The sequence below is a fragment of the Pseudomonas cremoricolorata DSM 17059 = NBRC 16634 genome (genome assembly GCF_000425745.1).
Taxonomy (GTDB): domain Bacteria; phylum Pseudomonadota; class Gammaproteobacteria; order Pseudomonadales; family Pseudomonadaceae; genus Aquipseudomonas; species Aquipseudomonas cremoricolorata.
This window is the reverse complement of the sequence record NZ_AUEA01000012.1, coordinates 150388-162845: the sequence shown is the minus strand read 5'-3', so window position 1 is coordinate 162845 and position 12458 is coordinate 150388. Positions and strand designations below refer to the sequence as shown.

The 12458-nt window shown below is 65.8% G+C and carries 5 protein-coding genes; 1 reads left to right on the top strand and 4 read right to left on the bottom strand.

What is annotated here, in order from left to right:
- The 3 genes from H618_RS21755 to H618_RS0115330 form a co-directional block, all read right to left on the bottom strand.
- On the bottom strand, positions 1 to 8067 hold an 8067-nt coding region (locus H618_RS21755), incomplete at its 3' end, for a hemagglutinin repeat-containing protein (protein WP_081673789.1).
- A 24-nt stretch (positions 8068 to 8091) separates the two neighbouring features.
- Entirely contained in the window at positions 8092 to 9795 is a 1704-nt protein-coding gene (locus tag H618_RS0115335) for a ShlB/FhaC/HecB family hemolysin secretion/activation protein (protein ID WP_081673788.1), read from the bottom strand.
- Between the two features lie 271 nt (positions 9796 to 10066).
- Positions 10067 to 10978 carry a LysR family transcriptional regulator gene (locus H618_RS0115330; protein WP_028695910.1) on the bottom strand — a complete coding sequence of 304 codons (912 nt, stop codon included), beginning with the start codon at positions 10976 to 10978 and terminating at the stop codon, positions 10067 to 10069.
- A gap of 99 nt (positions 10979 to 11077) precedes the next feature.
- On the opposite strand from H618_RS0115330, the gene H618_RS0115325 reads away from it, so the two are divergent.
- Positions 11078 to 11605 carry a DMT family transporter gene (locus H618_RS0115325; RefSeq protein WP_028695909.1) on the top strand — a complete coding sequence of 176 codons (528 nt, stop codon included), beginning with the start codon at positions 11078 to 11080 and terminating at the stop codon, positions 11603 to 11605.
- A gap of 50 nt (positions 11606 to 11655) precedes the next feature.
- Here the strand turns inward: H618_RS0115325 and H618_RS0115320 are convergent, their stop codons facing one another.
- Entirely contained in the window at positions 11656 to 12438 is a 783-nt protein-coding gene (locus H618_RS0115320) for a coniferyl-alcohol dehydrogenase (RefSeq protein WP_028695908.1), read from the bottom strand.
- Between the last annotated feature and the right edge of the window lie 20 nt (positions 12439 to 12458).

The following is a 12458-nucleotide window of genomic DNA, read 5'->3' as shown; positions in this document are numbered from 1 at the left end:
CTTGGTCACATACAGATCAGTCCGCCGCTCATCATCCTTGGTGACTTCATACGCCCGATCCACATCGCGGTTCAGGCCTGTGGTCGAGTCCTGGCCGTCGCGGTCTGCGCGTACCACCACTTCGCCTGCGCCGACCGTGCCGCGCACGATCTGCTGGCGGTCCTTGTTGTAGTTCCAGCCCTCGACACTCCAGCCGTCTTTCTGGTTGTCGCCCTTGCCGACCTGGCTTGGGTCTTGGGTGGTGTCCTTGCCGATGCCGTACGAGCCGCCGACGTTGAGGTAGTAGCCGTGCTCCTTGTCCTTGCCGGCGATGTCGCTGAAGCCCAGGGTGTTGGTGTCGAGCTTGAGGTTGCCGGTGTCGGAGGCGATCAGCGCGCCGTCGAGCTGGGTGTGGTTGCCGGTGCGCAGGTCGAGCTTGTCCTGGGCGGTGATGCTGGTCTGTTTCTCGACCCAGTTCTTGTCACCGGTGGTCTTGCCGTAGCCCACCGAGCCGCTGGCGCCCGATCCAGGGCCGACCACCACCGTGGCGCTGAGGTCGAATTCCTTGCCTTGCACCTTGCCTGTGTCGGGCAGTGAGCTGACGTTGAGGTCGCGGCCTACGCGGCCGACCACATCCTTGCCGCGCAGAGTGGCGCCGCCAATGTTGGTGTCCTGGCCGCTGGTGAAGGCCAGCTGGTTGCCGGCGTAGAGGTAGGCTTCCTGTTGCTGCTCGCCCTCGCGCTCGAGATTGCCCTTGCCCATGTTGACGCTGGCGTAGAACCCCACGCCTTCTGAGCCAATGGCTAGGCCGACTTCGCCGCCACCGCTGCGACGGCTGTTGTTGGTTTCGCTGTCGTTTTGCGCAGCGGTGATGTTGAGGGTGTTGCCGGCGCCCAGGTTGATGTCGCGCTGGGTCTGGATCTGCGTGCCGATCAGGTTGAGGTCGTTGCTGGCCTTGAGGTTGGCATCGCGCCCGGCCTGCAAGGCCGTGACGGTCGAGTTGCCCTGGCTCTGGTCGTTGTCGGCCACGCCGCGGCTGCCGCCGACGCCGATCTTGAAGCCGCCGCTGGTGCCGCCGTGGATGCCGCTCCAGCTCTTCTGCTCGCTGCTTTCCTGGGCGTAGCTGCCTTTGGCTGCATCGAGGGTGACGTCGCGGCCCTGGATGTTGATATCGCGGCCCGACTGCAACTGTCCGCCGCTGATGCGCACAGCGTTGTTGGCGGCGATGTTCAGGTCGTTGCCGGCATCCAGGGTGGACGGGCGGTTGCTGGTTTCGGTAACGATCTGGCGGCTGCTCTCGCGGCTGTTGCCGAACTTGGCGTCTGCCGTCGGGCCGGAGAGGAACTGCGAGATGCTGTCGACGGCCCGCAGCGTGCTGGAGGCTTTACTGGTGGCGTCTTCGCCCTTGCCGGCACCGCTGACGGCATCCTTGGTGTTGCCGAAGTTGTGGTTGATGGTGGCGCTGAGGCCGTTGCGCGAACGCTCGCGCATCTGTTCGGTGACCTGCGACTCGCGGGCGGCATCGATGTTGACGTCACGACCCGCGGCCAGGCGAATGTCGTTGAAGGCTTGCAGGTCGGAGCCGACCTGGTTGATGTCGCGTCGTGCGGCAACGTCCAGGTTGCCACCTGCGCTGATCTGGCTGGCTGCGCTGGTTTCCTGGGCGAGGCGATCCTTGGCCTTGTTGCGCTCGTTGCCGGCGAACAGGGTGACGCCGTTGTCATCGGAGGAAATACCGATGCCGGTCTGCTTCTTGCTCTTCCAGTCCTGGCTGGAATGGCTGTTCTGCGCGGCCAGCACGTTGACATCCCGGCCGGCTTGCAGGCCGATATCGTCACCAGCATCGATGCGGCTACCGACCACGTTGATGTCGCGCTCGCTGCGCAGGTAGGCATTGCGCATGGCGTCGATCTGGCTGCCGACGCTGGTGACGTCCTGCGCCTGGTTGCCCGCCTCCTTGGCCGAGGCGATGGACAGGAAGCCGCCCGACAATGAAAGCCCGGTTTTCTTCTTGTATTTCTCCTGGTGGCTAAAGGCTTCTTGGTTGGCCGAAAGCAGGTTGATGTCGCCGGATTTGTCCAGCAGACCGGCTCTGAGGTCGGCATCTCTGCCCGCCTCAATACTGCTGCCGCGCAGGTTCACATCGCGGCCAGTGGCGATCACCGCGTCATTGCCTGCGCTCAGTTCGCTGCCGACCTGGGCGACATTGCTGGTCATCTGGCTCTTGCCGCTTTTCGACAGGCCGAACGAGCCAGACTTGGTGGTCTTGCTGTAGGTGCCGTGCTGTTCGGCTGCGGCGTTGATGGAGACGTCGCTGGTGGCGCCGAGGATCAGGTCGTTGCCCGCCGAAAGCTGGCTGCCGACGATGTTCACGTCGCGCCCGCCGCTGAGGCTGACTCCGCCATCGGCGGCCTTGCGGGTGTTGATGGTCAGGTCCTGACCAGCCTCGATCTTCGAGGCGACGTTGGTGGCGTCGTAGGTTTCTTCCTGATGGGTTTTCTTGCGCCCGAATGAGCCGCTGCTTTTCTTGAATGCGCTGTAGGCGTCTTCGTTCTGAGCCGAGGCGATGTTGACGTCACGGCCGGCGTCGAGGGCCAGATCCTTGCCGGCGCTGGCGCGGCTGGCGACGACGTTGATGTCGCGGTTGGCGGCGGTGTTCAGGTCGCTGCCTGCGGCAACGCTGGAAGACAACTGCCGAGCCTGGGTCTTGGTGATGGTGCGGTGGCCACCTTCAAGCAGTTGGCGCTTCTGGCTTTCGTCGGTTTTCGCCAGCAGGTTGACGTCACCGCCCGCCTGCAGCGTCGCAGTGTTACCTGCGCGCACACTGCCGTAGTTGGTGATGTCGCGCCCCGCCGAGACCGTCAGGTCCTTGCCGGCACTGATACCACTCCCCACATCCGTAAACGTCTTGTACCCCACCCCATCACGCACTTTGATCGCCGTGCGTTCGTTGAGGATGTCGCCTTTCACGGCGGTGAGGCTCACGCGTTCGCCGCGGATTTCGCCGGCCATGGCGTTGCGGATGCTGTCCTGGGCGAGCATCTGCAGGTTGTTGCCGGCCTCCACCAGACCGCCCTGGTAGATGCTGCCGCCGCTGGCGACGTTGAGGTCGTTGCTGGCGCGCAGGGTGCCGACGTTGATCAGGTCGCCGCCGCTGATCAGGTTGAGGTCGCGGCCCTGAATCAGGCTGTTGCCGCGCACGTTGCGGGCGTCGGCCTTGGCCAGGTACAGCACCGGCACCAGCACCTTCTGCCCTTCCACCACGCGGTTTTCCATCCACACGATGTCGTGGGTCAGGGCGCCGACCTGTTCGGCGTTGAGGCTCACGCCGAGGCTGAGGTTGAGCGCGTCCTTGCTGGCGACGGCGTTGTCCATCAGGTAGCGGTACTGGTCGTAGTCGCTGGCAAGGCCGTTGGCGAGGAAGCGTTGGCCGGTTTGCGCAAGCACCGCGTCGCGGATCAGGCGTTGTTCGTAGAGGCCGTCACCCAGGCGCCGCCAGTTGTTGTCGGGGTCGATTTTCAGGCGGTCGAGCAGGTAGTCGGAGCCGAGGAACTGCGACAGGTCGGTGAGCTTGGGGTTGGTCTCGATCAGGTAATTGCTGGTTGGGTCAGGGTTGCGGATGAACAGCCCGTACTCGCCCTTGGGCAGTTGGAAGGTGGCGCCCTGGGTCGGGTCGACGCTGACGAACGGAATGCCGCTGTAGTCGACGGGGGTGAAGCCGGTCTGCACGCTGCCATCGGCGTCGACGCGCTTGACCGGGGTGACGCTGCCGATGCCGACGCTGTTGGCGCCCTCGGCCTGCTTGTTCAGGGTCAGTTCGAGCACGCCCAGCGGGGCGCTGGTCTGGTCGTCGCCGAGGGCGCCGGTGAGGATCTCCAGCACGTTGTGCTCGCTCACCGCGCCGTTCTGTACGCTGCGCGCCACGTTGAGGTTGACCGTGCCGCCGGCTTGCAGGGTGGCGGCGTACAGCGGCGGTGATTTATCGGTCCAGGGCAGGTCGTGGCTGAGCTCGGCGAAGCGGCTGTCGGCTGAGCGCGACTTGAGCAGCTCGAAGCGTGCCAGGTCGAAGTTGCCGGCGGCGACGGCGGCGTTGAACGCCGGCACGTCGATGTATTCCATCTGGTCCCAGTAGCCGGTGTCGATGCGTCCGGGGGTGCCGATGACGGTGATCTCGTGCCCGGTGCGCTCGGAAGCGCCGAGGTTGAGCAGGTCGTTGGCGGTGATACCGAGGTTGCCGTTGGCCGCCAGCAGGCTGTAGCGGTTCTGCACCTGATCGGCGTTGATGGTCAGGTCCTTGCCGGCGACCAGGCGCGCCGACGGCGAATCCTTGACCGCAGTTTCCAGCAGGGTCTGCTCGATGGTGATTTCGCCACGCTTGAACGAGTCATGGCCTTTGCAGTGCTGGCCGCAAACCCAGCTCAGGCTGCCCGAGACGACGGTCTGGCCGAGTTCGAATTCAGCCTTGGCGTTTTCCACGAAGGCAGCGTTCAGGCTAATGGCGCCCTGGCTTTCGACGGTGCCGGAAAGGTTGCTGAAGCGCTGCGCGGGAGCGCCGTCGAGGCCGGCCACCGAGAGATCGCCAACGCTGTAGAGGTCGCCGTAGAGGTTGTTCACCGCGGCGCTGCGCAGGGCCATGCCGCCGCCGCTGAACAGCAACGCGTCGGCACCGTTGTTGATCGACTGGCTGGCGCTGAGGATAGCCGCGCCCTGGGCACCGAGGGTGCCGCGGTTGTCGATGCGTGCGGCGTCGATGCTGAGGGTATTGCGCGCCGTCAGGAAGCCGAGGTTGTCGAGGTTGCCGGCAAGCTCGAGGCGCAAATCGCTGCCGGCGCCGATACGGCCGCCGTTCTGGGTCAGCTGATTGGCCTTGATGGCGATCAGGCGCTGGGCCGAGAGGCGACCGCTGTTGCTCAGGTCGCCGCTGAGGTTGAGCTGCAGGTTGCCGTCGCTGAGCAGGTCGCCGGCGTTGTCGAGCTGGCGCAGGTTGAGGGTCAGGTCGCTGCCACTGGCCAGACGATCACCGGCCTGCAAGGCCAGCGCATCGCTGGTGTAGGTCAGGGCCTTGTTCAGTTGCACCTTGCCCAGGCCATCGACGCTGCCGAACTGCCAGTCACCGCTGCCCAGGGCGTTGATGCTGCCGCCCGCACCGTTCAAGCGCTTGAAGTCGAGGGTCAGCAGGCCGGCGCCTGCGTGTTCCAGGCTGCCGTCGCGGTTGTCGAGGGCATCGGCCTTGAGGCGCAGCGCGCTGCTGCCGACGGCAATACGGCCGTTGCTGTTGTCGATGCGTTCGCTGAAGTCGAGGCTGCTGAGGTCGCTGGCGCTGGCGCTTTTCGCGGCGCCGCTGGGGTTGCCGAGGGCGCGCAGTTGGCCGCCGCGGTTGTCCAGCGTGGCGCCGCTCAGGGTCAGGCTGCTGTTGGCTTCGATCAGGCCGCCCTGGTTGTCGAGCTGGCCGGCGGCGATGCGCACGCCTTCGCCGCTGAGCTGGGCGCCGCCGGTGTTGCTCAGGCGGTCGCCCTGGAAGGCCAGGGCGTAGCGGGCGAACAGTTGCCCGCCGCTGTTGCTCAGGTTGCCGACGTTGAGGGTGAGGTCGCCGGCCAGGCTGGCGATGGAGCCGGTGTCGTCGGCCAGACGGCCGTTGCTCAGGCGCGCGGCGTCGATCAGCACGCTGTCGCCCTGAATGGCCCCGCCCAGGTTGCTGACGCTGCCGCCCGCCATGTCCAGGCGCACCTGGCCGCCACGGGCCAGCACGCTGCCTTGGTCGTTGTCGAGCAGGTTGCCGCTGTAGTTCAGGCCGCCGCTGCCGGCCACCAGTTGGCCTTGCTGGCTGTTATCGAGGCTGCTGACAGCCAGGTCGAGCTGCTTGCCGCGCAGGCTGCCGGCCTGGTTATCCACAGCCGCCCCGCCACGCAGAACAAGCGCGCCGTTACCGGCATCGAGCACCCCGCCGAGGTTGCTCAGGGTAGTGCCGACGTTCAGGCGGATATCGCCGCCATCGCTGACCAGCGCGCCTTTGTCGTCGTTGTGCAGGCGCGCTGCGTCTACCAGCAGCTGCTTGCCCACCACGGTGCCGCCGCTGTTGTCCAGCCAGGCGCCGCTCAGCGCCAGCGCGCCTTCGCTTTGTAGCTGGCCGCCACGGTTGAGCAGGTGCGGCTGGCTGGCGTCGTTGCTCTGGCTGGCAAGCATCAGTGCCAGGCCCTGGGCACCGGCAGCTAGCAGGCCTTGCTCACGGTTGTCCAACGCTGCGGCGCGCAGGTCGATGCGCTCGGCGACGATCTTGCCGCCGCGGTTATCGATGCGGGCGCCCGGTGCGGCGATATCCACTGCGGCGCCGAGCAGGCGGCCGGCACGGTTGTCGAGGCTGCTGGCGCTCAGGCGCAGGTCGCCGGCGATGGCCAGCAGGCGGCCATTCTGGTTGATCAGCTCACCAGCATCGATGCTCAGGCGCTGCTGTGCCTGTACGGTGCCGGCGCTGTTGTCCAGGCTGCTACGGGCGTTGATCTGGGCATTACCGCTGCGGGCCGAAAGCAGGCCGGCGCGGTTGTCGAGGGTGTCGGTGTCGAGGCTCAGGCGGCTGGCATCGATCTGCCCGGCCTGGTTATCCACAGCCTTGGCCTTGATCGCCAGGCTGGCGTTGCCGGTCTGGATCAGGCCGTTGCGGTTTTCCAGGCGATCGAGCTGCAACGACACATCCTGGCCATTGCCGAAACGGATCACCCCTTCCAGGTTGACGATGGCCGGCGTGGCCAGAACCAGCGCCTGTTCGCCGACGATGCGCGCATTCTTGCCCTGGTTGGTTAGTTGGGCGGTGCTCAGTTCGACCGTTTTGGCCTGCATCACCGCACGGTTATCCACAGCCTCGCTGGCCTTGACGCTGAGGCGGCGGCTGGCTTCGAGGCTGCCGCTGTTGCTCACCTGAGCGGCGTCGATGCGCAGGTCGCCCTTGGCGTTGCGGGTGTTGTCGGTGTTGACCCCGGCGGCCAGGGTGCCGGCATTGCGCACGCTGCCTGCGCTGATATCGATGCTGTCGCGGGTGGCCAGGCTCTGCGCGTTGCTCAGCTCGCCCGGGGTGCGTACGCGGGCGTTGCCGGCGTAGGCCTTGCCAGTGAGTTCAACGCTGGCGGCCTTGATGTCCAAGGTGCCCTTGGCCGAGGCCTGGGCCATGTTCAGGTGACCATTGGCGTCGAGCTGGATGTCGCCAGCGCTGGCCGCCAGGTTGCCGGCGGTTTTCACGCCGACGCCGCGCTCGGTGCCCACCAGCTTGATGGTGTCGGCGTACATGCCGCCCAGGGCCGAGGAGTCGATGGCCAGTTGCGGTTTGTCTGCCGGATTACCGGTGCGGGCGCGCGTGGCCAGGGTGTCTGCGTCGACATCGTTGGCACCGGCGATGACGTTGAGCTGCTTGGCGTGGATATCGGCGTTGATCTTCGCCGAACGGGTGATGATATCGAACTGATCGACGCGGCTGGCATCCAGGCCTTGCCCGTCGATGCTGACGCTGCCGCCATCCACGGCGAAGCGCTCGAGCTTGCCGCTGGCATTGAGTTCGGGCTTGCCGGTGCTGAGCGTCACCCGTGGCGTGTTGATGAAGCCGCAACCGTTGCAACTGATGCCGTCGGGATTGGCCACGATGACCCGCGCACTTTGCCCGGCCACCTCGGTGTAGCCCCTGAGCTGGGTGGCGTTGGCGCCGGTGACTTCATTGAGGATGGTGTTCGCCGCACGGCCCTTGAGCTGGTCGTTGCCGAGAATGTTGCCGCCCAGTTGCGTGGCCTGGATGGCCTGGGTCGAGTTGTTGAGGATCACCCCGTTGCGGTCGACGTTGTACTGCTTGAACTGGTTGTGCGACAGCCCGGCGCCATTGGGCGCGGCGATGTTGATCACCGGCACGCCATTGCCGGCCTTGCCGACCTGGGTGTTGGTGGTGCCGCTCACGGCGATGCCATCGGCCTGGGCCCACAGCGGCTGCCAGAACATCACGTTGACCAGCAGCACGGCCAGCAGGCGCTTGGGCATGCCGAGGAAGGTGGCGCGCTCGGTCACGCGAGCGGAAGGCTGACGCGCCAGCAGGGCCATTTGATGAACGTCCATGTAAGCAACCTCGGAACTGCGGTGTTAAAGGAAAACATCCAGACGGAAATAGATCGGCGCTTCACGGTCGATCACATCGGGACGTTCCAGGGAATGGGCGAAGGTCACCGACGCGGCGACATGCTGGCCGCGGGTGTACAGCTCCAGCGAGCTGCTGGTCAGCCGGCCATGTTCGTCGCCGTTGTAGCGGTCGTTGCGAATCACGCCCTGGTCGTAGCCGATGGCGGCGCCGTACTCGGCCAGCACGGGGCGCAACCAGTCGAGGGTCACCGGGCGGGTCAGGCGCAGTTCGTTGCGCCAGTAGCCGCCGCTGTCGCCCGAGAGGAACTGGTCCTTGTAGCCGCGCACCGACGATGAACCGCCCAGGCTCAGGCGCTGCGGGCTGAACAACAGGTCTTCACTGCGCTGGCCGGTGGCAAGGCTGGTGAAGGCCAGGCTCTCGCCCCACAGCTCGAAGGGGTGCAGGTAGCTCAGGGTGCCGGTGTACTTGCGGTAGCGCGGGTCGCGGTCGCCAGGCTCGAGGTGGTGCCGGCCCTGTGCATCGAACAGGCCGACGCCCTGCTGCATCCCTAAGTCGAGGTTGAGGAACGCCGAGCCGATGCGCCGACCGTGGTTGATGCCCACCTGCGCCTCGCTGATGCGGTTGCTGCTCAGCTCGAGCTTGTTGCCGTCGAAGAAGTTGTTGGTGCGCAGGTGCGCCAGGCCGAAGTTGACCGAGGTCTTGCTCAGGGCATCGCGATGAATCACCCGCTCGGCGCTCAGTTGATGGTTCTGGCTGTCGCCATCCTGCTTGGCATCGCCGCCGCCGACGTCCAGTTGCGTGCGGTAGTGGGTCTCGCTGTACAGGTAATTGAAGGTCCACCAGCCCCACGGCACGCTGTACGAGAACAGGGCATTGCGCGAGCCCTTGTCGTGGTCGCGAATGGCATCGTGGCCGCCGCGCAGGCTCACCTGGTCGGCCAGGCCCAGCGGGTTGTCCCAGTCCAGGCCGATGTTCCACTGCTGCTCGCCGGTGCTGCGCTGGCCATCGTTGTTGCGCGAGAGGTTGGCGCGCCAGGGTTTGTCGGGCGTGTTCTTCACCGCAACGTCGCTGCCGCCGATGGCCTGGCCGGGGGTCAGCTCGATCTGCGCGCGGTTGGACGGCAGGCGGTTGAGCTGGTCGGTCATCTGCTCCAGCTCACGCAGATTGACCAGTTCGCCCTCCTTGCCGGGGAAGGTCATCGCCAACTCACGGGCAGTGAAGCCCTCGGCAGCGTCGCTGCGCAGGTTTTCCAGCTTACCTTCAACCACCAGCACCTGCAGCACGCCTGTGGATAAGTCCTGCTGCGGCAGGTAGGCGCGGCTGGTGACCAGGCCTTTGTCGATGTAGTGGTCGGTGACTGCCTTGAGCACTTCGTTGAGCTGCTCGAGGCCCAGGCATTTGCCCTGGAACGGCTCGACCAGCGCTGTGCGTTCGGCGGGCGTCAGGGCATCGGCGCCCTTGAGCTCGATGCGCTTGATGTCGAAGCAACGGTCGTCGGTGGGGGTGGCCGGTGTGCTGGGGGCGGTCTGCCGGCCGGGCAGGTCCTTGAGCTCTTGCAGGCGCCGGCGCTGCTCTTCGAGCAGGCGGTCCTGACGGTCGCGGATGAGGTCTTGTTCACCGGGCGTGGCAGCCAGTACCGGCGTGGCGCTGAAAAACGCCAGGCACAGTGCGTAGCCGCTCACCAACGTCCTTGTCGAGGCAAGCATAGAGAGTCCATAGAAAGCACGGCAGGGCGAGATGCACCTGCGCAAAATCGAGCACAACGCCCCCGACCAGCTGCGTAGCGGCCAAATGACATGGGGGTGTAACAGTTGTGAGACAGACCGTGCTTAAGAGGAAAGATTCCCAACTGCCCAGTTTTGGTGCGCCGGGCCTCGCGCCAAGGCCCTCTAGCACGGGCCTTTCAATGGAAATATTTTTTTACGTGTTCAGCTGAAGCGGTTCTTCCTATTGACGCTGGCACGTCAGGCGAACGGTTCAATTCGCCTGCGGCTGACTGGCCGCGTGCACCGCATCACGCAGCCAGCGGTGCGCCGGGTCATTCTCCTTGCGCGCATGCCAGGCCTGTTGATAGTCGATCTGTGGCAGTTCGATGGGCGGCGCGAACTGCCTGAGTTCGCCGAACGCATGCAGTGAATCGGCGGCGCGGCTGGCGACCGTCAGCAGCAAATCGGTGCCGGGCAGCACGTCGATGGCGGCCCCCCAGTGCGGCAAAGCCAGCACCACCTGGCGCTTGAGCCCCTGCGCGGCCAGGGCCCGTTCGACTTCATCGAAGGCATCCGGGCGCATCGCCAGCATCACCTGCGGTCGCGCCAGCCAGGCTTCCAACGACAGCGTTTCGTCTTCAGGCAATGAAGCGCGGTCGGCGACGCTGACGAAATGCTCGATGAACAGCGTCTGCCGCATGATGGCTTGCGGCACGTCGTCGAACACCCCCAGGGCCAGATCCAGTTCGCCATCCTGCACCTGCGCCAGCATGCCTTCGCGGCTGGCTTGGCTGATCGCCAGTTCGATACCAGGCGCGGCGTGGCGCAGGTGGCGCAGCAACGGTGGCAGGACGATTCTGGCGGCGTAATCGGACATCGCCAGGCGGAACCGCCGCTGCGCCACCGCCGGGTCGAACTGCGGTGAGGAGAGCAGCCCATTCAGGCTACCGAGGGCATCTTGCAGCGGCTTGAGCAGCCCTTGCGCACGGGCGCTTAGCACCATGCCACCGGCTTGCCTGACCAGCAGCGGGTCATTGAAGTGCGTGCGCAGTTGCGCCAGGGCATGGCTGACCGCTGGCTGGCTACGGTGCAGGCGCAGCGCGGCGCGGGTGACGTGGCGTTCGCTTAGCAGCGCGTGCAGTGCCAGCAGCAGGTTAAGGTCGATCTTGCGCAGTTCATCCATCAGGCGAATAACCCTCATCCATACAAGCGATTTCCATTGGTGCTGCGGATGATTAAAGCTGGTTTCAGCTGTTTCGTGAATCGGACTCTGGAGATCATCATGCTGAACAAGACGCTATTGCTGACCCTGCTGCCGCTGGCCATGTCGCTGATGGCCGGGGCGTTGATTCCCGTACAGGCGGCGAGCGGCGGTGCCCTTGGGCGCATTCTCGGCAGCCCGCTGTGGGGCGCGGCGGTGGCCATGGGCATTGGCTGCCTGGCCCTGCTGATTACCGCGCTGGCGCTGCGCCTGCCCTTGCCCAACTTCATTGCCGCCGGGCACGGCCCGTGGTGGCTATGGCTCGGGGGCTTTACCGGGGCGGTTTACGTGGCGACTTCGCTGGCGCTGTTGCCCAAGGTCGGTGCGGCCAACTTCATGCTGTGCGTGATCGTCGGGCAGATGATCGCCGCCCTGCTGCTCGACCACTTCGGCCTGCTCGGCCTGCCGGTGAAGCCGGTGACCCTGGGCCGGGTGCTGGGCATCGCCATCATGCTGGCCGGGCTGGTGGTCGCGCTGCAAAGCGGCGGGCAGGCCAAGCCTGCCGTGGCGGTGGAGCAGGAGCAGGCTTCGCGGGTGGTTCGCGGGTGAACGGGAGTGTATCGACAGGATTGGGCCGCATTGCGGCCCTACGGGGCGTCCTAGCTGTTTTGCAAGCCGTTGCCGGTCGCCAGCAGGTGCGAGTGCATGCCGCCGTCGACCGCCAGGTTGGTGCCGCGCATCCAGCGCGAGGCGTCGCTGAGCAGGAAGGCCACCACCGGGGCGATGTCGCTGGCATGGCCGGGGCGGTCCATGGTCTTCATGTCTTCCTCGGCGCGGGCGCCGAGGGTTTCCACGAAGTCCTTGAGGATTGGCGTGTCCACCGGGCCGGGGCTCACCGCGTTCATGCGAATCCCGCGCTCGCGCCAGGTCCAGCGGTGTTGCAGGGTCCAGGCGATCAGCGCTTCCTTGGAGAAGAAATAGCTGCGCGCACCGACGATGTCGTGCCGGGCGCAGAACTCGCCCACGCCGGTGAAGCTCAGGTGCTCGCTGTCGCGAATGGCCGGCACCGACTGCGGCCAGCCGACCCCCGCCAGTGAAGCCAGGTTGACGATCGAGGCGTTGTCCGCCAGGTGCGGCACCACACCGAGCGTGAGGTACTTGAGGCCAACCAGGTTGACCTTGAGCACGCGCTCGGCCGGTTGCGTGGGCGGCAAACCGGCAATGTTGGCCAGACCGTCGATGCCGTCGGGCAACTGCCCGAACAGGCTGTCGATGGAGGCCTGGGACGACAGGTCGACCTGAATGAACTGCTCGACCTCGACCGTGGGCCGGTTGATGTCCACGCCAATCACGTGAGCACCCTGCGCCCGTGCCAGACGCGCAGTTTCTTCGCCGATGCCGGAGGAGACACCGGTAATGACCAGCTTTTTACCATTGAGCATGGGAATTCTCCGAGAACGGC

What these genes read in the sequence shown, in the direction of transcription:
- H618_RS0115325 (WP_028695909.1), top strand. Translation starts at nt 11,078, where the DNA reads ATGCTGAACAAGACGCTATTGCTGACCCTGCTGCCGCTGGCCATGTCG.
- H618_RS0115320 (WP_028695908.1), bottom strand. Translation starts at nt 12,438, where the DNA reads ATGCTCAATGGTAAAAAGCTGGTCATTACCGGTGTCTCCTCCGGCATC.
- H618_RS0115330 (WP_028695910.1), bottom strand. Translation starts at nt 10,978, where the DNA reads ATGGATGAACTGCGCAAGATCGACCTTAACCTGCTGCTGGCACTGCAC.
- H618_RS0115335 (WP_081673788.1), bottom strand. Translation starts at nt 9,795, where the DNA reads ATGCTTGCCTCGACAAGGACGTTGGTGAGCGGCTACGCACTGTGCCTG.